Source organism: uncultured Amnibacterium sp. (assembly GCF_964244015.1).
Taxonomy (GTDB): Bacteria; Actinomycetota; Actinomycetes; order Actinomycetales; family Microbacteriaceae; genus Amnibacterium.
Map to the genome: position 1 here is coordinate 1 of NZ_CAXTHO010000001.1, position 21,149 is coordinate 21,149.

At 69.1% G+C, this 21,149-nt stretch carries 22 protein-coding genes, 1 tRNA gene and 1 pseudogene; 14 read left to right on the plus strand and 10 right to left on the minus strand.

What is annotated here, in order from left to right:
* Positions 1–647 (plus strand): nitrilase-related carbon-nitrogen hydrolase (locus ACFE67_RS00005; RefSeq protein WP_375404819.1); only part of this gene is annotated, 647 nt, incomplete at its 5' end.
* Between the two features lie 21 nt (positions 648–668).
* Here the strand turns inward: ACFE67_RS00005 and ACFE67_RS00010 are convergent.
* Complete coding sequence (locus tag ACFE67_RS00010) at positions 669–1,871, minus strand: aminotransferase class I/II-fold pyridoxal phosphate-dependent enzyme (protein ID WP_375404820.1); 1,203 nt, start codon at positions 1,869–1,871, stop codon at positions 669–671.
* 103 nt (positions 1,872–1,974) lie between these two features.
* Here ACFE67_RS00010 and ACFE67_RS00015 point away from each other — a divergent pair, with 103 nt between their 5' ends.
* Both ACFE67_RS00015 and ACFE67_RS00020 read left to right on the plus strand, forming a co-directional pair.
* Positions 1,975–3,369, plus strand: coding sequence for a S1C family serine protease (locus ACFE67_RS00015; RefSeq protein WP_375404821.1), 1,395 nt, complete (start codon positions 1,975–1,977; stop codon positions 3,367–3,369).
* Positions 3,369–3,539 carry a hypothetical protein gene (locus ACFE67_RS00020; RefSeq protein WP_375404822.1) on the plus strand — a complete coding sequence of 57 codons (171 nt, stop codon included), beginning with the start codon at positions 3,369–3,371 and terminating at the stop codon, positions 3,537–3,539. Before ACFE67_RS00015 ends, ACFE67_RS00020 begins: the two co-directional genes overlap by 1 nt.
* Positions 3,540–3,568: 29 nt before the next feature.
* Here ACFE67_RS00020 and ACFE67_RS00025 read toward each other — a convergent pair whose 3' ends face one another.
* Complete coding sequence (locus ACFE67_RS00025; protein ID WP_375404823.1) at positions 3,569–4,303, minus strand: hypothetical protein; 735 nt, start codon at positions 4,301–4,303, stop codon at positions 3,569–3,571.
* Between the two features lie 93 nt (positions 4,304–4,396).
* Between ACFE67_RS00025 and ACFE67_RS00030 the strand changes: the two genes are divergently transcribed.
* Complete coding sequence (locus tag ACFE67_RS00030) at positions 4,397–4,846, plus strand: hypothetical protein (RefSeq protein ID WP_375404824.1); 450 nt, start codon at positions 4,397–4,399, stop codon at positions 4,844–4,846.
* A gap of 10 nt (positions 4,847–4,856) precedes the next feature.
* Here ACFE67_RS00030 and ACFE67_RS00035 read toward each other — a convergent pair whose 3' ends face one another.
* Together ACFE67_RS00035 and ACFE67_RS00040 are read right to left on the minus strand one after the other, a co-directional pair.
* Complete coding sequence (locus tag ACFE67_RS00035; RefSeq protein ID WP_375404825.1) at positions 4,857–5,591, minus strand: ABC transporter ATP-binding protein; 735 nt, start codon at positions 5,589–5,591, stop codon at positions 4,857–4,859.
* Entirely contained in the window at positions 5,591–6,412 is an 822-nt protein-coding gene (locus tag ACFE67_RS00040) for an ABC transporter permease (RefSeq protein ID WP_375404826.1), read from the minus strand. Before ACFE67_RS00040 ends, ACFE67_RS00035 begins: the two co-directional genes overlap by 1 nt.
* A gap of 164 nt (positions 6,413–6,576) precedes the next feature.
* Here ACFE67_RS00040 and ACFE67_RS00045 point away from each other — a divergent pair, with 164 nt between their 5' ends.
* From ACFE67_RS00045 to ACFE67_RS00055, 3 genes are read left to right on the plus strand one after another with little or no spacing between them, the layout of a single operon-like run.
* Positions 6,577–7,431, plus strand: a complete 855-nt coding sequence (locus ACFE67_RS00045) for an ABC transporter ATP-binding protein (protein WP_375404888.1) — start codon at positions 6,577–6,579, stop codon at positions 7,429–7,431.
* A gap of 19 nt (positions 7,432–7,450) precedes the next feature.
* Positions 7,451–9,019, plus strand: coding sequence for an ABC transporter permease (locus ACFE67_RS00050; protein WP_375404827.1), 1,569 nt, complete (start codon positions 7,451–7,453; stop codon positions 9,017–9,019).
* A 51-nt stretch (positions 9,020–9,070) separates the two neighbouring features.
* Positions 9,071–9,334 (plus strand): DUF3039 domain-containing protein, encoded by a 264-nt coding sequence (locus ACFE67_RS00055; RefSeq protein ID WP_375404828.1) that lies wholly within the window; start codon positions 9,071–9,073, stop codon positions 9,332–9,334.
* 67 nt (positions 9,335–9,401) lie between these two features.
* Here the strand turns inward: ACFE67_RS00055 and ACFE67_RS00060 are convergent, their stop codons facing one another.
* On the minus strand, positions 9,402–10,655 hold the full coding sequence (locus ACFE67_RS00060) for a nicotinate phosphoribosyltransferase (protein ID WP_375404889.1): 1,254 nt from the start codon (positions 10,653–10,655) through the stop codon (positions 9,402–9,404).
* A 242-nt stretch (positions 10,656–10,897) separates the two neighbouring features.
* Here ACFE67_RS00060 and ACFE67_RS00065 point away from each other — a divergent pair, with 242 nt between their 5' ends.
* The 4 genes from ACFE67_RS00065 to rdgB are packed head-to-tail and all read left to right on the plus strand — an operon-like array spanning position 10,898 to position 13,260.
* The gene (locus ACFE67_RS00065; protein ID WP_375404829.1) at positions 10,898–11,050 is read left to right on the plus strand and encodes a hypothetical protein; all 153 of its coding nucleotides are present in this window, start codon (positions 10,898–10,900) and stop codon (positions 11,048–11,050) included.
* Positions 11,051–11,084: 34 nt separating this feature from the next.
* Positions 11,085–11,945: a glutamate racemase gene (murI, locus tag ACFE67_RS00070; RefSeq protein ID WP_375404830.1), complete on the plus strand. Its 861-nt coding sequence runs from the start codon at positions 11,085–11,087 to the stop codon at positions 11,943–11,945.
* The gene (gene rph, locus ACFE67_RS00075) at positions 11,942–12,676 is read left to right on the plus strand and encodes a ribonuclease PH (protein WP_375404831.1); all 735 of its coding nucleotides are present in this window, start codon (positions 11,942–11,944) and stop codon (positions 12,674–12,676) included. Before murI ends, rph begins: the two co-directional genes overlap by 4 nt.
* Positions 12,673–13,260, plus strand: coding sequence for an RdgB/HAM1 family non-canonical purine NTP pyrophosphatase (gene rdgB / locus ACFE67_RS00080; protein WP_375404832.1), 588 nt, complete (start codon positions 12,673–12,675; stop codon positions 13,258–13,260). Before rph ends, rdgB begins: the two co-directional genes overlap by 4 nt.
* Before the next feature lie 4 nt (positions 13,261–13,264).
* Here rdgB and ACFE67_RS00085 read toward each other — a convergent pair whose 3' ends face one another.
* Together ACFE67_RS00085 and ACFE67_RS00090 are read right to left on the minus strand one after the other, a co-directional pair.
* Positions 13,265–13,939 carry a DedA family protein gene (locus ACFE67_RS00085; RefSeq protein WP_375404833.1) on the minus strand — a complete coding sequence of 225 codons (675 nt, stop codon included), beginning with the start codon at positions 13,937–13,939 and terminating at the stop codon, positions 13,265–13,267.
* Between the two features lie 28 nt (positions 13,940–13,967).
* A tRNA-Leu gene (locus ACFE67_RS00090) sits at positions 13,968–14,047 on the minus strand.
* Positions 14,048–14,256: 209 nt separating this feature from the next.
* Here ACFE67_RS00090 and ACFE67_RS00095 point away from each other — a divergent pair.
* The 3 genes and pseudogenes from ACFE67_RS00095 to ACFE67_RS00105 all read left to right on the plus strand — a co-directional run bounded on the left by ACFE67_RS00095 (position 14,257) and on the right by ACFE67_RS00105 (position 16,381).
* A complete protein-coding gene (locus tag ACFE67_RS00095) occupies positions 14,257–15,099 on the plus strand; it encodes an ATPase, T2SS/T4P/T4SS family (RefSeq protein ID WP_375404834.1) in 843 nt (280 codons plus the stop codon).
* A pseudogene (locus tag ACFE67_RS00100) lies at positions 15,011–15,334 on the plus strand (recombinase family protein); the annotation flags it as partial. The gene ACFE67_RS00095 and the pseudogene ACFE67_RS00100, both read left to right, overlap by 89 nt.
* On the plus strand, positions 15,311–16,381 hold the full coding sequence (locus tag ACFE67_RS00105; protein ID WP_375404890.1) for a recombinase family protein: 1,071 nt from the start codon (positions 15,311–15,313) through the stop codon (positions 16,379–16,381). The pseudogene ACFE67_RS00100 and the gene ACFE67_RS00105, both read left to right, overlap by 24 nt.
* A 712-nt stretch (positions 16,382–17,093) precedes the next feature.
* Here the strand turns inward: ACFE67_RS00105 and ACFE67_RS00110 are convergent.
* The 3 genes from ACFE67_RS00110 to ACFE67_RS00120 all read right to left on the minus strand — a co-directional run bounded on the left by ACFE67_RS00110 (position 17,094) and on the right by ACFE67_RS00120 (position 20,800).
* Entirely contained in the window at positions 17,094–18,311 is a 1,218-nt protein-coding gene (locus ACFE67_RS00110; protein ID WP_375404835.1) for a hypothetical protein, read from the minus strand.
* 299 nt (positions 18,312–18,610) lie between these two features.
* Entirely contained in the window at positions 18,611–19,207 is a 597-nt protein-coding gene (locus ACFE67_RS00115; protein ID WP_375404836.1) for a hypothetical protein, read from the minus strand.
* Between the two features lie 81 nt (positions 19,208–19,288).
* Positions 19,289–20,800, minus strand: coding sequence for a Dyp-type peroxidase (locus ACFE67_RS00120; RefSeq protein ID WP_375404837.1), 1,512 nt, complete (start codon positions 20,798–20,800; stop codon positions 19,289–19,291).
* Between the last annotated feature and the right edge of the window lie 349 nt (positions 20,801–21,149).

Here is a 21,149-nt window from a genome sequence, read left to right on the forward strand (position 1 = left end):
GGCTCGTCGAGACAGCGGAGGGGCAGCGCTTCCGGAACACCGCCGTCGCCGTCTCGGGCGACGGCGTCGTGGCGGTCTACCGGAAGACGCACCTGTACGACGCGTTCGGCGCGCACGAGAGCACCTGGGTCGAGCCCGGCGCGCTCGAGCCGCCGCAGACCTTCCTCGTCGGCGACCTGCGGGTCGGCCTGCAGACCTGCTACGACCTGCGGTTCCCGGAGGTGACCCGTGTGCTGGCGGACGCCGAGGTCGATCTCGTCCTGGTGCCGTCCGACTGGGTGCCCGGCCCCGGCAAGGTGCACCACTGGCGCACCCTGCTGACCGCTCGCGCGATCGAGAACACGGCGTTCGTGGCAGCGGCCGGCCAGATCCCGCCCGAGGGCGTGGGCACGAGCCTGATCCTCGACCCGGCCGGCACGACGCTGGCCGAGCTGGGGGAGGAGCGCGGGATCGCGATCGCGGATCTCGATCCGGCCCGTATCCGCGAGGTCCGAGCGGCCAACCCCGCGCTGCGCCTCCGCCGCTACAAGGTCCTCCCGCGGGACGCCGTGGAGGAGGTGCACGGGATCCTGAGCCGCACAGCGCCCGAGCGCTCTCTTGTCGACGAGCTGATCGCTGAGCGCCGACGGGCCGCTGCAGCAGAGTAACCGTCCGCGACGCGGATGCGATCAGCGCGGGCGGAGGGCAGCGAGGCGCTCCGAGGCCTCGTGCAGGACCGACGGGGACTTGCAGAAGGCGAAGCGGATCAGGGAGCGCATCCTCGCCGCCTGGTCGCCGCGGCAGAAGGCCGAGACCGGCACGGCGACCACGCCGGCGAGCGACGGCAGCTGCCGGCACAGGTCGGCGCCATCGGGGAAGCCGAGCGCCGCGCCGTCCGCGATCGCGAAGTAGCCCGCCGCGGGCGTCGAGACCGGCAGGCCCGCCGCCTCCAGCCCCGCGATCAGGATGTCGCGACCCGCCTGCAGCTCGGCGGCGATCCGCGCGAACACCGGGTCGGGCAGATCCAGACCCGCCGCGATCGCGGGCTGGAACGGTGCGCCGTTCACGAAGGTCAGGAACTGCTTCACCGCGAGCGCCGCGGACACCAGCTCGGCGGGGCCGGTCAGCCACCCGATCTTCCAGCCGGTGGTACTGAAGGTCTTGCCGCCGGAGGAGATCGAGATCGTGCGGTCCCAGGCGCCGGGCAGCGTCGCGACGGGCACGTGCCGCGCGCCGTCGAAGAGCAGGTGCTCGTAGACCTCGTCGGTCACGATCAGCGCGTCGTGCCGCTCGGCGGCCTCGACGACGACCCGCATCAGCGTCTCGTCCAGCACCGCGCCGGTCGGGTTGTGGGGCGTGTTCAGCAGGATGACCCGGGTGCGATCGGTGATGGCGTCGCGGAGGCGGTCGGCGTCCGGGCGCAAGTCCGGCCAGTCGACCGGCACGGTCCGGTGCACGCCGCCGGCCAGGGCGATGATCGCGCCGTACGCGTCGTAGGCGGGCTCGAGCGTCAGCACCTCGTCGCCGTCGTCGACGAACGCGAGCAGCACCGCCGCCAGCGCCTCGGTCGCGCCCGCGGTCACCAGCACCTCCGTGTCCGGATCGACCTCGAGGCCGTACCAACGCTGCTGATGCCGGCCGATCGCCTCCCGCAGCACCGCGCTGCCGCGGCCGGGCGGGTACTGGTTCAGGCCGGCGCCGATCGCCTCCTGCGCTACACGCAGCACCTCGATCGGGCCGTCGGTGTCGGGGAAGCCCTGTCCGAGGTTGATCGCGCCCGTCGCCGCGGCGAGGGCGCTCATCTCGGCGAAGATGGTCGTGCCCGGCACGCCGTCGGCGGTCAGCAGTCCTGCTCCCGCCGCAGCGCGGCGCCACGGTCCGGACCTCATCATCGAACACAACCTAGAGGTCGCACCGTCGTAGGCGACGCTCTGCGGATTCATAGCATTCGCATGGATCCGTCGCGCACCCTGTACGGGCTTTGGAAGGAGCATCATGACCGACAGCACGCCCCGCCCCGACGCCCGACCGGCGACCCCCGCCGCAGACGGTGGTCACGTCGGCGACGACGCCGTCACGACGCCGATGGCGTCGGTGCAGCAGGAGCCGGTGCAGGAGGCGTCGGCTGCGCCCGAGGGGGAGCCCGCCACCGACGGGGCGTCGTTCCGCCGGCGCGAGCGGCGCGGCATCCTGGTACCGGTCGCGGCCGCCGCGGTCATCGCGGCGCTGATCGGCGGCGGCATCGGTGCCGGCATCGCGCTCGCGGTCAACCCGCGGACCAGCGTCACCGCCGCGTCCAGCACCGGCGGCCAGGGCGTCGTCATCAACAACCCCTCCACCGCCACCGCGGTGTCGGCGGTCGCGGCGAAGGCCGCCCCTTCGGTCGTGACGATCTCGGTCACCGCGACCAACGAGTCGGGTACCGGGTCCGGCATCGTCCTGTCCTCCGACGGGTACGTGCTGACGAACAACCACGTGGTGACGCTCGACGGCGACACCGCCGGCGGCACGATCTCGGTCACGACGACGGACGGTCACATCTACGCCGCGAAGGTCGTGGGCACCGACCCCCTGAACGACCTCGCCGTCATCAAGCTCACCGGCGCGTCGGCACTGACCGCGGCGACGTTCGCGAGCTCCTCCGACCTCAACGTCGGCGACTCGGTCGTCGCGATCGGTGCACCGCTCGACCTGCCGAACACCGTGACGACCGGCATCGTCAGCGCTCTGAACCGCAGCATCGCGGTCGCATCGTCCGCCGTGCCGGACAGCTCCGGCGGGTCGGGAGACAGCGGCGGCGGCAGCGGCAGCCCGTTCAACTTCTGGGACTTCGGCGACGGCAGCGGCTCGGGCAGCACGCAGGCGCCGACCCAGACGAGCAGCATCTACCTCTCCGTGCTGCAGACCGACGCGGCGATCAACCCGGGCAACTCCGGGGGTGCGCTGCTCGACTCGCAGGGGGACGTGATCGGCGTGAACGTCGCGATCGCGGGCACCGGCTCGAGCTCGGCCTCGTCGCAGTCCGGCAGCATCGGCGTCGGCTTCGCGATCCCGTCGACGGTCGCGAAGCGCATCGCGGACGAGATCATCGCCGGGAAGACGCCGTCCCACGGGCAGCTCGGCGTGAAGTCCGTCGCGAACGAGAGCGCGACGACCGGCACCGTCGCGGGCGTGAAGGTGTCGGAGGCGACGGCGAGCGGCCCCGCCGCCGACGCCGGCATCCGGCAGGGCGACATCATCACCGCGGTCGGTACCGTCCCGGTGACCAGCTACACGGACCTCGCCGGCCAGGTGCGGGCCTATCCCGCGGGCAGCACGGTCGACGTGACCTACTACCGCAGCGGCACGGCCCACACCGTGTCGGTCACGCTGGGCCAAGCCAAGGCCTGATGGGTCCGCTCTGGGGCATCGCCGTCGTCGGGATGACGGCGGTGCTCCTCGTCGTGTTCATCCGGCGGCTGAAGCGCTCGGGGGAGGGGTCGGGCAGGCTGATCGCGACAGGGGTCGTGATCGGCCTCGCGGTCGTCGGCATCGCCCTGCTGGCGGACCGCGTCACCTGAGCCGCTCGCGGCCTCCTCGTTCTCGCGAATCAGCCGGTGACGGCCTGCGGCGGGTCCGGGAGGCGGATCTCGTCCGGGAACGTCGAGGGCGCGGGGCCGAACGCCTCCTGGGTCGACTTCACGACCCGCTTGCCCGCGATCCGGTTGCCGGCGCCGCCGACGACGGCGCCGATGCCGAACGGCACCGCGCGGAACACGACGTTCGCGCCCTGCCGGGTGGCGAACCGGCGGACGAAGCTCTTCTTGACCCGGTCGGTCAGCGCCTTCAGCACCGTGGAGGGAAGCCGCTTGGTGACCAGCTCGCCCCAGTAGGCGCTGCGCGGGCCGGCCGTGCCGCTGACCTCGCCCGCGAACTGCTGCACCAGGTTCGCGCCGGCCGGCCCGAGCATCAGCGCCATCACCATCGTGCTGGACCGCTCGGGGTCGGTCGTCGAGACCCCGTGGATCTCGGCGACGGACTGCGCGAACAGCGCGCTCGCCTCCAGGAACCCGACCGTCTCCGCGCCGCTGATCCCGATCGCGGCGATCGTGCCGACCCCCGGCACGACGGCTGCCGCGCCGGTCGCGGCACCGCCCGCGGTCACCGCGGCCACGTACCGCTGCTCGAGCACCCGGATCACCTCGTCGGGCGCGGCGGTCGGATGGCGCTTCCTGATCGACCGGATGTGGGCCAGCACCGCCGGCCGGTGCACGGAGAGCAGGCGATCGAAGCCCTGCTTCGTCCACCCGCTCGCGATGTGGTCGTCGTTCGGCTGCTCGCTCATCGCGGGCGATCATAGGAAGTCGTGCCGTGCGGTGGCCGGATGGAGCGGCGATGCTAGCGTCGGGCGGCCGATCGACCCCCTCCGAGAGACACCGTGCAGATCCCGTACTTCGCCGCGAACCAGAACCTCGTGTTCGTCCCAGCACTGCTGGTGCTGCTCGTGGCGACCGTGCTGGCGTGCCTGCCGATCATCTTCGGCCCCGGGCTCCGGAGGTCGAAGCGCCGCACGCCCCTCCTGGTCGTCGACGGCGTGGTCGTGATCGTGCTGCTCGTCGGCACGGCGCTGCTCGCGGTGACCGGGTTCCGCACGCTCGGCGACGAGCGGGCGGACCTGCAGGCGCAGATCCAGCAGCGCTACGACGTCGAGCTGAACGCGGGACAGGTGGGCGAGCTCGTCGACGGCGGCAGGCCGCTCGTGCCGCTGCCCGCGCAGGCCGCGGCCGCGGGACTCGACCCGACGAAGGACCAGGCGCTGCGGCTCGTCCCGGAGACGACCGACACCTACGTGCTCACCATCGGCGGGAAGCCGTGGCCCGCGAGCTGACCGGCGTCGCTCAGGCGTAGTCGCTCGAGTACCGTTCGAAGGCCTCGTCGATCGGGCCGTCGTACTGCAGCTTGCCGCTGTCGAGGTACAGCCCACGGGTGCAGAACCGCTGCAGGTCGCCGTCGCTGTGCGAGACGAAGAACAGGGTCCTGCCCTCGGCGAGCATCTCCTCGATGCGGGCGTAGCACTTGCGCCGGAACGTGCGGTCACCGACCGCGAGCACCTCGTCCACGAGCAGGATCGGCTCGTCCAGCCGCGAGACGACCGCGAACGCGACGCGGACCCGCATCCCGCTCGACAGGTGCTTGTAGGGGGTGTCGACGAAGTCCTTCACCTCCGCGAACGCGATGATGTCGTCGAACTCGTCGTCCACCTGGGCCTTCGACACCCCGTGCAGACCGGCGGCGAGGTACACGTTGTCGCGCACCGACAGGTCGTCCACGAACCCGCCGGTGATCTCGATCAGCGGCGCGACGCCCTTACGGACCTCGACGGAGCCCTCGTCGGGGATCAGCACCTCGGCGACGATCTTCAGCAGGGTCGACTTGCCCTGCCCGTTGCGCCCGACGACGCCGATGGACTCGCCGGCCTGCACGTCGAACGTCACGTTCCGGAACGCCCAGAACTGGTCCGGGACGCGGCGGCGCTCGGCGGCGGAGAAGCGGTCCTTGAGCGAGAGCTTGCGGCCCTTGTCCCTCGCGAAGCGGATCCCGATGTCGTCGACGGAGATGACCGGCAGCGCCATCAGATCTCCTTCAGCACGCGGGGGATGGCGCGGCGGAACACGACGGAGCCGATCGTGAAGAAGATCACGGACACGACCGTGCCCTCGACGACGTAGACCCAGTCGACGATGTCGGGGAAGAAGCAGCCCCGGTAGAGGTCGAGGATCCCGGCGATCGGGTTCAGGCCGTAGAGGAAGTGCAGGACCGGGTTGCCGATGTTCAGGTGGTACAGCACCGGGGCGCCGTAGAACAGCAGGCGGACACCGAGCTTCACGACCCGCTCGAGGTCGCGGTAGATGACCGCGAGCGGCGCGATGATGAAGTTGCAGCCGATGGTGAGCAGGATCTGCAGCGCGATCGCGAGGGGCAGGTAGATCACCGTCAGCGGGCTCGGGGCCGTCAGGTTGATCAGTGCGAAGAACACGATGATCGTGAGGCTGATCAGGAACTCGATGCCCTTGGAGGCGATCTGCCGCAGCACCCAGATGCTGCGGGGGATCTTCACCGAACGGATCAGCTTCCCCTCCTGCCGGAACGCCTTCGTGGCGTCCGTCAGGTTGCCGTTGAACCAGGTCCAGGGCAGCACGGCGCTCAGCAGGAAGAGGATGTACGGATCCTCTTCGACGCCGCCGCGCTGGAAGATCAGCCCGAACACGACGTAGTAGATCAGCCCCATCAGCAGGGGGTCGAGGATCGACCACACGTAGCCGAGCGCGCTCGTGGTGTAGCGGACCTTCAGGTCGCGGGTCGTCAGCAGCCACAGCGCCTGGCGGTAGCGGAACCAGTACGTCGTGCGCTTCGCCGGATGGGCGGCGCGTGGCGCGGAGACGGCGGTGGTCACAGAGACGGTCCTCGAGGCGGCGGATCGGGGTGGGGCGGGCGGCCGCCGCGCCGGACGTTCATGCTAATCGACGTGCCGAACGGTGCACGATGCCACGCGGCCGGTACCGCCACTGCGGGGACTCGGTCGATACAGTCGTCAGCGTGACGGCGCCGAAGCTTCCCCTGACCCAATCGGAGGCGGAGGCGGGGCCGGAGGCGCGAACCGCGACCGTCGACCCGGTCGCGCCGGCTCCCGTCCCCGATGGGGAGGACGGTCCGGAGACCGTCCTCGATCTGCAGGGCCTCACGAAACGATTCGGCGACACGACCGCCGTCGACGGGATCGACCTGGCGGTGCGGGCCGGATCGTTCTACGGCATCGTCGGGCCGAACGGCGCGGGCAAGACGACGACGCTGTCGATGGTCACCGGGCTGCTGCGTCCCGACGGCGGTCGGGTGCTGGTGCACGGCATCGACGTGTGGGCGGAGCCGGACCGCGCGAAGCGCGCGATCGGCGTGCTGCCCGACGCGCTGCGGCTGTTCGACCGGCTCTCCGGCGCGCAGCTCCTGCACTACTCGGGCGTGCTCCGCGGGTTGGACGCGGCCACCGTGCGCCAGCGCACCGCGGATCTCGTCGCGGCGTTCGGCCTGGAGGACGCGACCGGTCGTCTCGTCGCCGACTACTCGGCGGGCATGACGAAGAAGATCGCGCTCGCCGCGGCGATGATCCACTCGCCGCGGCTCCTGGTGCTCGACGAGCCGTTCGAGTCCGTCGACCCGGTATCGGCGGCGAACATCGTCGAGATCCTGCAGCGCTACGTGGCCGCGGGCGGCACGGTCGTGCTGTCCAGCCACGGCATGGACCTGATCCAGCGGGTCTGCGACCACGTCGCCGTGATCGTCGGCGGCAGGGTGCTGGCGGCGGGCACCACCGACGAGGTCCGCGGCCGCGAGTCGCTGGAGGAGCGCTTCGTCTCGCTCGCCGGCGGCCGTCGTGCCGCGGCCGGCATGGAGTGGCTGCACTCCTTCGCCGAGTGACGGCCGCCGGATGCTCCCCGTGACCGCGGTGCTCGTGCGGCTGAAGCTGCGCCTGCTGGTGAACCAGTTCCGGCGCAGCCCCTGGCAGGTGGTCGGGCTCGTGCTCGCCCTGCTCTACGGCACGGGCATCACGGTCGCGCTCGTCGCGATGCTGGTGGCGCTCCGGTTCGCCCCCCTCCAGCTCGCCACCTCGGTCACGGTCGGGTTCGGCTCGGTCGCCGTGCTCGCGTTCCTCGTCGTGCCGGTGTTCGTCGGCATCGACGACACCCTGGATCCGCGCCGGTTCGCGCTGCTCGGCGTCGAGCGCACGCGGCTCGCGGTCGGCCTCGCGATCGCGGCGATCGTCGGGGTCCCGGGGTTCGCGCTGCTGCTCGTCGCGTTCGCCGCCGTCGCGACCTGGTCCCGTACGCCGGGGGCCGCGCTGGTCGCCCTGATCTGCGCGCCGTGCATCGTGCTCACCTGCGTGCTGCTGTCCAGGATCGGTGCCGCGACCGCCGGGCTGCTGCTCTCGACGCGGCGCGCCAGGGAGGCCGTCGCGGCAGTGCTCGTGATCGGCATCACCCTCCTGGCACCGCTCATCGTGCTGCTGACCAACGTCGACCTCGGGCGCCGGGCGCTGGAGGGGATCGGCGACGTCATCGCCGTCCTCGGCTGGACGCCGCTCGGTGCCGCGTGGGCCGCGCCGGCGAGCCTCGCGGCCGGGCGGGCCGCCGGGATCGCGCAGCTCGCGATCGCGGTCGCCACGGTCGTGGTGCTCGGGGCCGTGTGGCGGGCCGTCGTCGGCACGGCGCTCGTCTCGACCGGCCGGCGGGCGAAGCCGCAGACGCTCGCCGGGATCGGCTGGTTCGGGCGGCTGCCCGCCACACCGCGCGGTGCGATCGCGGCCCGCGCCGCCTCCTACTGGGCGCGCGACGTGCGCTACCGCGTCAGCGTGATCAGCATCCCGGTCACACCGATCGTCCTCGTCCTGGTGCTGGGCCTGGCCGGCGTCCCCGGCTCGCTGCTCGCGCTGATCCCGGTGCCGATCGTGGCGCTGTTCATCGGGTGGGCGAGCCACAACGACATCGCGTACGACCACACGGCGATCTGGCTGCACGTCGCGGCCGGCGTGCGGGGGATCGACGACCGCATCGGCCGCCTCGCGCCGGTGCTCGTCGCCGGGCTGCCGCTCCTGATCGCGGGGTCTTTCGTGAGCGCCGCGATCGCCGGCCGACCCGTGCTGGCGGCCGCGTTGATCGGCGTCTCGGTCTGCCTCCTGCTCGCCGGGATGGGCATCGGCGGCGTCAGCTCCGCGCTGATGCCGTACCCGGTGCCGCGGCCCGGGTCGTCGCCGTTCCAGCAGCCGAACTCCACCGGCGGGCTCGCCGCGCTCGTGCAGTCGCTGCTGTTCCTGCTGCAGCTGATCGTCACCGCGCCGGCGATCGTGCTGGCCGTGCTCGCCTACCAGGGGTCGTCGAGCTGGGCGTGGGCGGCGCTCGGAGCCGGTGCGGGGATCGGGCTCGTCGTGTTCTGGTGGGGGACCGTCGCCGGAGGTCGCGTGTTCGAACGACGCGGGCCCGAGCTGCTCGCGGCGGCGCTGCGCGCCTGATCCTGGCGGACCGCGCCCCCATCGCCTGTTCGGCGCCTTACCCTTGTGCGCATGGCGCGCGACTCCGTGACGGATCCCGGTGGTGGCACCTCCACCCTCGACCGCGAGCTCGAAGAGCTGCTGAACGGCGAGGTCACCGAGGACGGCGACCACGACCGCTTCTCGCACTACGTGCAGAAGGAGAAGATCGTCGAGTCGGCCGTCACCGGCAAGCCGGTGCGGGCGCTCTGCGGCAAGGTGTGGGTGCCGGGCCGCGATCCCGAGAAGTTCCCGATCTGCCCCGACTGCAAGAAGATCTACGACCGCCTCCGCTAGTAGATTTCACCTTTACGGAGTTTTGGCGGGGCGAAGCCAGCCAAAACTCCGTAAAGATGAAATCAGCTCAGACCAGGACGGTCGGGATGGCCGGGTCGCCGCCCGAGAGACGCCTCGCGTCGGCAGGCAGCTCCGCGATCACGTGGGCATGGTGCGCCCGCGCAGCGCGCGCCCCCTCCGCGCCGAGGTACTCGGCCCACGGGATCCCGCCGACCACGAGCGGCACGACCAGATCGCGGGCGTCGGCCACGTGCGGCTGCTCGTCGGTCACGACGATGCGCTCCTCCACCGCGACGCCCTCCTCCAGACGACGGAACGCCCACTTCCTGCCGCCGTTCCCGGCCTTCTCCGCTGACTTCTTCGCGACGGCGCGCATCGTGCCGTCCTCGTCGGCCCGCTCCACGAGCTTGTAGACGAAGCCGGCGGTCGGATAGCCGGAGCCCCCGACGAGCCGGGTGCCCGCGCCGAAGGAGTCGACGGGGGAGGCGGCGAGCCCGGCGATCGCGTACTCGTCGAGGTCGTTCGTCACGGTGATCGTGGTGCTGGTCGCGCCGAGTGCGTCCAGACGGTCCCGCACCGCCTGCACGACGACCGGCAGGTCCCCGGAGTCGATCCGCACCGCGCCCAGCTCGGATCCCGCGATGCGGACCGCCGTCTCGACGGCGGCCATGACGTCGTAGGTGTCGATCAGCAGCGTCGTGCCCGTGCCCATCGCGTCGATCTGCGCGCGGAAGGCGCCCTCCTCGGTGTCGTGCAGCAGGGTGAACGCGTGCGCGGCGGTCCCCATCGTGGGCACGCCCCAGCGCCGGCCCGCCTCCAGATTCGAGGTCGCGCCGAACCCGGCGATCCACGCAGCCCGCGCGGCCGAGACCGCGGCGTGCTCCTGGGTCCGCCGCGAGCCCATCTCCGCGATCGGTCGTCCGTTCGCTGCTGACACCATCCGCGCCGCGGCCGTCGCGATCGCGCTGTCGGCGTTCAGGATGCTGAGGATCAGCGTCTCGAGGATCACCGCCTCCGCGAACGTGCCCTCGACGGTGAGCACGGGGGAGGTGGGGAAGTAGACGTCGCCCTCCCGGTAGCCGCTGATCGAGCCGCCGAAGCGGTAGTCGGCCAGCCAGTCGATCGTGGTCGGCGACACGACGCGCTCCGCCGCCAGCCACTCGAGCTCGTCCGCGCCGAAGCGGAAGCGCTCGACCGCCTCCAACACGCGTCCGGTCCCGGCGAGCACCCCGTAGCGGCGGCCACCCGAGAGCCGGCGCGAGAACACCTCGAACACGCTCGGCCTCTGCGCGGTGCCGTCGCGGAGCGCCGCGTCCAGCATCGTGAGCTCGTACCGGTCGGTCAGCAGGGCCGTGCTCGTCACCGCAGCAGCCTAGGGACCGCCGCCGAACTCTCCGTTTTGTAGGAAGGTCCTTCCTACAAACGGAGAGTCCCCCTCCTTCTGGGGCCTGCAGCGGACGGAGGCGGGTCCGTAGGGTGATCGGACGCCCGGTCACCCAGCCGAGCCCCCGCGCGGTCACCCAGCCGACGCGGTTCCCCTCCCGCCCGGAAGGTCCCCCTCCGATGGTCCGCACCCAGGACGTCGTTCTCCTCGTCGCGCAGTCGCGCGACCTGCTCCCGTTCGATCTGCTGCCCGCCGGCGTCGTCGCCGTCGTGCTCGTCGCCTTCGCGGTCGCGCTCATCGCCGTCTCGGTCCGCCGCCGCGACGCCGACTGAGGCGCACCGCCGGGGGCACGTAAGCTCTCCGGCCGTGACGGACGCGCCGATCGGGGTCTTCGATTCCGGGGTCGGCGGACTGACCGTCGCCCGCGCGATCATCGATCAGCTGCCGAACGAGTCGGTGCTCTACGTCGGGGACACCGCGCATTCCCCGTACGGGCCGAAGCCGCTCGCGGAGGTGCGTCAGTACGCCCTCGCAGTGATGGACGACCTGGTCGCGCAGGGTGTCAAGCTGCTCGTGATCGCCTGCAACACGGCCTCCGCGGCGATGTTCCGCGACGCCCGCGAGCGGTTCACCCTCGGCGCCGGCATCCCCGTCGTCGAGGTCGTGCTGCCCGCCGTCCGCGCGGCCAGTCGCCGCACCCGCACGAAGCGGATCGGCGTCATCGGCACCGAAGGCACCGTTCGCTCGCACGCCTACGTGGACGCCTTCGTGGCCGACCCCGGCATCACCGTCGTGCAGGCGGCCTGCCCCCGATTCGTCGAGTTCGTCGAGGCCGGCGTCACCACCGGACCCGAGTTGATCGCGGCTGCGGAGGAGTACCTGGCACCGCTCAGGGCCGCGGACATCGACACCCTGCTGCTCGGGTGCACCCACTACCCGCTGCTGTCCGCCGCGATCCGCTGGGTGATGGGCCCCGGTGTCTCGCTCGTCTCCTCGGCCGACGAGACCGCCGCCGACGTCTACCGGCAGCTCGTCGAGCACGGACTGCTGCGGACCGCGACCACGCCGCCGACCTACCGCTTCGAGGCGACTGGGACCAGCGAGGACGCGTTCCTGCGCCTCGCCCGCCGCTTCCTCGGCCCCGAGGTCGCGACCGTCGACCTCGTGCAGACCGGGACCATCCCCATTCCGATCACTGCGCTTCCGACAACTGGAGACCCGAGATGACCGAACGACGCGACGGCCGCGCCACCGACGACCTCCGACCCGTGACCATCGAGCGCGGCTGGAGCACGCAGGCGGAGGGCAGCGCCCTGATCTCGTTCGGGAACACCCGCGTGCTGTGCACCGCCTCCTTCACGAACGGCGTGCCGCGGTGGCTGCAGGGCAAGGGTCGCGGCTGGGTCACCGCGGAGTACGCGATGCTCCCGCGCTCCACGAACGACCGGATGGACCGCGAGAGCGTGAAGGGGAAGATCGGCGGACGCACGCACGAGATCTCCCGCCTGATCGGCCGGTCCCTGCGCGCGGTCGTCGACACGAAGGCGCTGGGCGAGAACACCCTCGTACTCGACTGCGACGTGCTGCAGGCGGACGGCGGCACGCGGACCGCCGCGATCACCGGCGCCTACGTCGCGATGCACGATGCGATCGAGTGGGGGAGGCAGAAGCGGTTCATCGGCCAGAAGGCCGTGCCGCTGCTCGACTCCGTCGCCGCGGTCTCGGTCGGCATCATCGACGGCGAGCCCATGCTCGATCTGGCATATACCGAGGACGTGCGTGCCGAGACCGACATGAACGTCGTCGCGACCGGGCGCGGCCTGTTCGTGGAGGTGCAGGGCACCGCGGAGGGGGCCCCGTTCGACCGCCGCGAGCTGGACCGGCTCCTCGACCTGGCCCTGGCCGGAACCGAGCAGCTGACCGCGCTGCAGCGCGCCGCCCTGGAGGTGACGGCGTGACGGTTCGGCCGGCCCGCATCGTGCTGGGCACCGGCAACGCGCACAAGGTCGCCGAGCTGACCGCGATCCTCGGCCCGCTGCTGCCCGGTGTCGACCTCCTCCGATCCGAGGGGCCCTCCCCGGTCGAGGACGGGGACACGTTCGAGGCGAACGCGCTGATCAAGGCGCGGGCGGCGCACCGGATCTCCGGCCTGCCGGCGATCGCCGACGACTCCGGCGTGGTCGTCGACGGGCTCGGCGGCGAGCCGGGCATCCACTCGGCGCGGTACGCGGGCACGGGATCGGACGAGGACAACCGGAACCTGGTCCTGGAGCGCCTCGGCGATTCGGCAGACCGTTCGGCGCGCTTCGTCTGCGCCGCGGTCTACGTCGACGACGCCGTCGAGATCGTGCGGACCGCCGTCTGGGAGGGCGCGATCCTCAGCACCTCCCGCGGCAGCGGCGGCTTCGGGTACGACCCGATCTTCGTACCGGATGGCGGAGACGGCCGCAGCGCGGGGGAGCTGACCGCCGACGAGAAGAACGCGATCAGCCACCGCGGTCTCGCGTTCCGTGCGCTCGCCGAGTCGCTCGACGCCCGCTGACCGGTCAGTCGCGCGAGAGCGCCTCGCCCGCGGCCGCACGCTTCGCCTCGCGGTGGTTCTTCAGCACGTGGTAGAGCGTCGGCACGAGGGTGACGACGACGGCTCCGAGCAGGATGAACTCGATGTACGTCTCGACGAACATGCGGACCGGCGGGATGAACCCGATCAGGTACCCGACGAACGTGATGCCGAAGCCCCAGCCGAGGGCGCCGATCGCGTTGTACAGGCTGTATCGCCGGTAGTCCATCTTCCCGACGCCTGCCGCGATCGGGGCGAGCGTCCTGACGATGGGCACGAACCGGGCGAGGATCACGGCGAGGGGCCCGTACTTGTCGAAGAACCGGTTCGTCCGCACGACCTGCGTCTTGCTGAAGAAACCGGACTCCCGGCGTTCGAAGACGCGTGGGCCGGTCTTCTTGCCGATGTAGTACCCGAGCTCACCGCCGAGGAACGCGGAGATCGCGATCGCCGGCGCCGCGATCCAGATGCTGATCCCGAGGCCCTCCTCCGCGCTGATGCCCGTGATGAGCAGCAGCGTGTCGCCGGGGAACACGAATCCGACGAGCAGGCCCGTCTCGGCGAAGATCACGGCGCACACGATGAGCAGGCCGACGGGTCCCGCCGACTTGAGGCTGTCCGGGTCCAGGAACGGGAAGAGGGCGCTGACGGTCGTCATCATCCGTGTCCCTCCGCCACCGTCCCGGCAGTGCGGGAAGAGGGACTCGAACCCTCACGCCGAAGCACAGGAACCTAAATCCTGCGTGTCTGCCAATTCCACCACTCCCGCCGGCAGCGCGCCCACTCTATCTGTCGGGCGCGACCGTGCGGGGACCTCGGGCCACAGGGACAGCGACGGCGACCGTCGCTTGGTAGTCGTCACCGACGTGCGGTCGGTCGACCTACCGCGCGGCGGTCGGGACACCGCGCCACGCCCTCGGGAACGGCGCCTGTGGAGAACCGGCGACCTCGTCGGCGCCGGATCGGCACACTGAGGTCATGACCGATCCGGTGCGGGTGATCGCGGATTCCGTGCGATCGCGAGCGAGACGCGGGACCCTCGGCCCGAGCCCCGGCTCCGCGGTGCAGGAGGAGCTGCGCTCGTACGCCGAGCACGCGTTCGCCTCCGACGCGCCGCTCATCGCGGACGAGCGCCGGGCGGAGCGGCAGATCGTCGCCGATCTGACCGGATTCGGCCAGCTGCAGCCGCTGCTCGACGACCCGACGATCGAGGAGATCTGGGTCAACGCCCCGACCCGCGTGTTCGTGGCGCGCGGCGGCATCAGCGAGCTCACGCCGATCGTGCTGGGGGAGCAGGAGGTGCGCGACCTCGTCGAGCGGATGCTCGTGTCGAGCGGCCGCAGAGTCGATCTCGCGTCGCCGTTCGTCGACGCCTCCCTGCCAGACGGCTCCCGCCTGCACGTCGTCGTGCCCGACGTCACGCGGCGGCACTGGTCGGTGAACATCCGGAAGTTCTCCGACCGCGTGACCACCCTCGACGCGCTCGTCGGTCTCGGCTCCGTCCCTCCTGCCGCCGCCGCCTTCCTCACCGCGGCGATGCTCGCGGGGCTGAACGTGCTCGTCTCCGGCGCCACGCAGGCGGGCAAGTCCACCTGGTGCGAGTGGCGCACCTACGGGGTGGAGGTGACCGGACATGCGTGGAGAGAGGCAACACGGGTCTGCGGAGCAGGTCCTGGCGTACGTACGGATTTCAGAGGACCGCGCCGACGAGGCCGCTGGGGTCGGGCGGCAACGCGAAGATTGCGTGGCGTTATGTGCCCGACTAGGGCTCGATGTCCCCGAGGTCTTCATGGACAACGATATTTCGGCATTCTTGAATAAGAGCCGGCCGGGATATGACGCCCTGATATCCAGAGTTCGCCTTGCGCCTACTCGTCTCGTGGTTTGGCATGTCGATCGTCTTTATCGGCGGCCGCGTGAACTTGAAGATCTAATCGATCTTGTGGAAGCGAATCCGATCACCATTGAAGCGGTAATGGGTGGAGGGTTTGACCTCAATACCCATGAGGGCCGTCTCATGGCTCGACAACTCGTGGCTATTGCGTCGTATGAGTCCGGCCACAAAGCGGATCGTATTCGACGTGCCAACCGCCAGAAAGCGGAGAGAGGTGACTGGCACGGTGGGCCGCGATTTGGATACGGATTAAACGGGGCCTTAGTTCCGCGTGAGGCTGCAATTGTTCGAGAAATGGCGAATCGGTGTCTTGCGGGACAGTCATTAAGGTCCATAGCGCAGTGGCTAAACGATGAGTCGGGTGCGGTTCCGACTCATGCTGCTCAGGGGACGTTAGGCGTGTGGCACGCTACGACGGTCAAGTCAATTTTGACGTCGGCAAGGATCTCCGGTCAGCGTGCCTATGAACCGGGTAGTCATAATGGGGATTCTCCGACTGGGCGGAAAATTCTGGGGCCGGGAAACTGGCCAGCTATAATTACTCCGGATGAAACCGCGCGACTTCGCGTGATTATTGGCTCGCCTGACAGGCGTGCATCCGCTTCGTCTATCAGGCTTCTCTCATCTATTGCAACCTGCGGACTGTGTGGTGCTGGGTTGATGTCGGGGTGCAATCGCGGTGCTGCCCTAGCTCAGAAACGGCGGCGCTACTTGTGCAAGAAAGAAGCGGGTCGGCCTGATCGTGGAGGCTTGTCGATTGTCGCTGAACCGCTCGAGGATCTCATATCTGAAGCAATTATATTGCGCTTGGCGCACACTCGGATGCCGAAAGCCCAAGGTGGGACTGGGCAGTCAGAACTCTCGGCTGCCCTTGAGCGTGTTGCGGAAACTCGAGCTCGACTTGAGGATTTGTCGAGCGACTATGTCCGCGGCTTGCTCACACGGAGTGAGTTTAGTTCCGCGCGGATGGCGGCGCAGGGAGAGATTGTGAAGTCAGAGGCGGTGATCGCAAGACAGTCTAGATCGACGGTGTTTAGCGGGATTCCAATCGGAAGCGAAAGTGGCATGAGAGCGGCCTGGGATCGATGGAATATACCGCAACGCCGGGCAATTCTCGCCGCAATAGTCGACACACTGATTGTCTTGCCGCGCAGGGATAGCGGTCCTATCTTCCGGCCCGATCGAGTCGAGTTGAGGTTCAAGGTTTAGTGCTGGATCGTGCAATCGCGGCGATCTTGCGAATTGCGAGCGCGTCTTCGACGCCGAGCGGCACCCCGGAAATTAGGCAGACGCGTTTCGTCCAAGCGGCAATGTCGAGATCCTTCGGGAGAGTTGAGGGTGGCGTTGTGTCGCGGATCGTGCTTGCCTGGCTTGAAATGATCGCCTCCGATGTGCGCATCTAGTTGTGGTTGGGAGGTGCGCACATGGGGACAGAAGCGGTAACCACGGACGCGTGTCGTACCTGACAGTCCACGCCCTCAATTGTGTTACTTCGATAGCGGATGAGGATCCGCTCCCAACAACGTGCGCGGGTGTTCCATACGACGGGACGGTCCGTGAAAGACGCTCAATTGTGAAGAGTTGGTTATCTAGTCCAGGCGTGCCGAGAGTGCACCGAGTTACATGTTGGCGATAGCACTTGTGCGAGATGCGACCCGCTCAGAGAGACGGCGCCTCAGCATCCGGGTCGGAGTCAGTCGACGTGATTCCGCAGTCACAGAGCCAGTAGAGGTCCGTGGGGTCACCTACGAGTTCGCGCTTGCGAAGGCAAGTTGGGCATGTAGGTGCTGAGTCGTCGAGCGCTTGGCTAAAGTTGTCGCTCATACCCTCATTTTGCTCTGTGCGTGATGCGTTCGCGTCCTGGTCGACTGAACGGTGCGTCATCGGCTGATTCACGCGACAGCACATAGGGCGTAAGACGCTAGCGATGGAGCGTGTCTCGTCTCGAGTGCTCGCGATGCTCCGGTCGGAGGTCGCTGGAGGACGCGCTCGGTGCGGCGGCGCCGTCGCGGAGGCCGAACGAAGGCTGGTGTGCTCGAATTGTCTCGACTGACAGTGGGGGGCGGGTGTCTCGCGATCGGTCGTGATGTTGCGCGAGTCGTGCTTCGACATGTCGCAGCCGAGCTTCCGCGTCTGTGAGAGTCATCGCGTGTCGGAAAGGACGTCCCAGGCGACCCTCCGCGTCGAGCTGCATGTCCTGCGCTTGGGTCATCTCCACGCGGGCCTGCGCTACCAGCGCCTCAAGTCCGGTCACGCGGTTCTCGAGGCGTTGGACGAGGCCGAAGGCGCTCTCTAGGAACACCTCTCGAGTGACCAGAATGCTCGTCCTCGGGAGGTCTTCGAGGGAAAAGCGCATCTCGAGCGTCCCCATGCTTGGTCGGGTCGCAAGGTGGATGTCGAAACCAGAGATCTTCCCGAGGGTGCCCCAGTCGCGCCTGGTGGAGCGGGGTGCCCAGCGCAGTCTGACGTCGGCGGCCCACATGGCGAATGCTTGCGCGGCTCGGCCGCGGGACGTGAATTGCTCGCCTCGGATGTCCATCGTGAACCGGTCGCCGGAGAGGTCCCTGACGCGCGGAAGCACTGCGGCGAGCGAAGCGGCGTCGGAGTTCGCTCGGGCGATGGTGTCTGCTGCGCCGTCGCGCGTGTGAATGAGCATGTGCTCATTGCGGGAGTGCGCCCGTTCGAGTCGGCGGAGGCGAGCGACCTCGGCTTGCAGGGTCGAGTGTTCCAAGAGCAGGGGGTTGCCGGAGGAGATCGCTTTGGCCTCCGCGGCGGAGAGCGCTGCGGTGTCGATCTCGTCGATCTCGCGGGTGTCGAGGCTGCCGTGCATGACTTGGGCGATGAAGGTCGCTTTCCGTTCGACGCCTTGCCACATGTAGGAGTCGAATGAGCGTTCGGTGACGAAGCGGACGATTGCCACTTCGCTGTTCTGGTTGCCCTGTCGCAGGATCCGGCCCTCGCGTTGTGCGATGTCGGATGGTCGCCAGGGGCAGTCGAGGTGGTACAGCGCGACGGCCCGGGCTTGGACGTTGGTGCCGACGCCCATCTTCTCGGTGGAGCCGATGAGGACGGCGATGTGTCCGGTGCGGGCTGCGGCGAAGAGGCGGGCTTTGTCGGCGTCGTTCTTCGCTTCGTGCATGTATCGGATCGTGTCCGGTGGCATGCCCACGACGACGTCTTCGAACAGCTGGCGGCTCTATTCGCTGATGGTCTTATCGCCCCGGGTTGAGCAAATCCGGGGCGAAGCGGTCGATTTGCTCAGGCATCCATCGCCACGGCGCATATTCGACAGGACGGCTGTAGCAAGGACTGTGCCGCAACCGTCGATTAGCTTTCGATCGGAGTATTCCCCATCTGGGACAGGGGCTCGTCGTCGATCTCCCGTCTACATCAGGTGTGACTTTTTTTCTGTCTGATTCGAGACCGAAGGTCCTGGCGTCATGCCGTCGTATCTGGTGGATCGATCCGCTGGGCCGCTGCGGTGAACAGGGCGGTGACAATCAGCAGTGCGAACAGCGCAATCGGATTGGCGGATGGGTTGAGCGGATGGGGGAGGAGCGCCCACGCGGAATACGGGATGGTATAGCTCCAGAGCGCGAACGCGATCACCGCCAAGATCGTCTTGCGAGCAATCCGTAGGACGCGCGATGACGTGTCGCCTGTCGTGTCGAGAAGAACGGCCGCGATGGTGAGCGCGACGGTTGCTGCAAGCGAGATGAGCCAAGCCGGCATGCTCACGACCGCCGCGCTGGAACCGGTGGCATCGTGTGGCTGCAGTGCGGTCACAAGCCCGGCGTAGCCCGCGAGGATCTCGGTTGGGAGCCATCTGGTGAGCGCGCCGAGCACGTTGAGCGTCTGTTCGCCGAGTGAGGCCGTGGTCTCGCTCGTGCCTGGCGTTCCGGAAACGCTGATTCCGGCGCTGCGGAGCCTGCCGGCCGTCTCCTGAGTTGTGTCGGATGCCGTGAGCGCATCGATGGTCTGCGGTCCCACCGTCGCTTTCCACGCGGCCGCGCGTCCGGTCGCGATGGCGAGCACACTCATCGTTAGACGCCCTGAACGGATCGATTGCCGGGGACTTCCCGTATGGGTTGGGCGATCTTGACGCCACTGAGCCGCCTACACATCGGAAAGCGGGGTTCCTACTGCGAGAGAGGTCAAGGTCGCGATCGACGGCGTGAAGCTGAACAGTGACCCGCGGGTGTGTACCCACTGCGCGAAGTGCGCCGTGGCAGTCTGTCCGCCGCCGCGGATGGTGATGTCGCTGTCCTTGCCGATGACGGGGTCGTCACCGGTGTCGGGTGCGGGGAAGCCCGGGTTGTTGACCCAGGCTTGCTGCAGGAAGACGAACTGGTCGTGCAGGCTGGCTTGGTAGCACTGGAACAACAGTCCGCGTTCGGCGTCGACACCCTCGCCGCGCCCACCGGTGGGCGCAAACGGGAGCCCGTACGGGATGCCGCGGCGGATGATCCGGTGGACTTTCGTATCGTCCTCGGTGACCGTGATCGGAGCCTTTGCTGCTCCGCTGCGTGGGTAGACCTTGCGGATGTGGGCGACCGCGGGGGTCGTGTCGCCGTTTGGGTCGCCGGCGAAGTCGAAGTCGTTGTCGTGTGCCGGGTCCTGTGCGGATCGGACATCGGCGACGGGCTCCCGGTCGGTGGGGGTGCCGCTGCGCCACCGCCCGACGAGGCGCGCCGCAAACGCGTCGGAGGAAGGAATGCCGGTGCCGGGGTCGTTGCGGAGCGCGCCTTCGGGGAGGGTCTTGTACTGCTCCTCGACGTTGGACCAGAAGCCGGCCACATCCTGCGCGAGTCTTCGGGTAACGAGGAAGCTGCCGTCCCACATCCACCGCGGCACGACCACCGGTGCGTCCGCCCCGTTGAGCGGGTCGCGCTGGTAGCCGAGGACAAAGTCGCCTGGCGCGACGAGATCGGTGCCGAGCTTCCCCTTCACCTGCTCGGTGTGAACGGGGTCGGATTCATCGAAGCCGGTGACGCCGGGCTGGGAGATGCCGTCTTTGAAGCCGAAGTGCTCGTGCCCTGCCGCGGCGCCGGGCAGGGTCGCCCCGGATTGCTCAAACACGATCCGGTAGCCGAGCGTGGCGGCCGACTCGCGGTGCCGGGCGAGCTCGAGGTCGAGATCCTGGACCCGGTCCGCGGCCACGCAGACCACGGCGTGGATCTGATCGCTGTCGTGGCCGAACAGCCAGTTGTCCGGGGTGTTCGCGGGTCCGTCGTCGCCGACGGCTGCAAGCACGTCTGGGTGGGCGGCGCCGTCCAGCCAGTGCTGGAGCCCAGCGTCCAGTGCCGTGCGTGACCGGATCGAATCGACCGCGGCTTCGTCAAGCTGGGCGATGCCAGCCGCGGTGAAGGACACGTTCGTCCAGACCGCGAGCATGTCCGCCGGGTCTGAGCCGCTCTGTCGCCGGCGCGCGCTGAAACGCACGTTGAACCCAGCGACTTGGTCGTTGTGCGCGATCCGGGGGAGCAGCCCCTTCAGCCACTCGCGCTCGATGTCTGCGGTCGGGAACGAGACGAACAGCAGCACTTGCTGGTCCTTGTTGAACCCGGCGAGCACATTGCCCTGGATGTTCGCGTTGGCCTGAAGCGGCGTGCTGGCTGGGTCAGCCAATGGTTGAGGGAGCGGCCAGTCCGATTCAGGAGCGACCGGCGGTGCGGGTGGTGAGTATGACATTGGTGCCTCCGTGCGTCGTTGCAATCGAAGAGGCGGTCAGAGGGGCCGTCGCGCGGCAGGCTCCCACCGTGAAGAAGCGGCCGCAAGCCGTCAGTTCCGGGGGCAGGCCCGGATGGTGATCGCGGTGAGGCAGCCCCGGGGGATGTTCATGCGTGCATAACTGGTCCTCTTGAATCACTCGCACGCGATGCTGGCGGAAACGTTGTTGCGCCTTGAGTAGACATCGATCGGTAGATGGCTCGTATGCAGCGCGGACGCCCGTGAAGAGTGATCGAGCGGAGCAGGG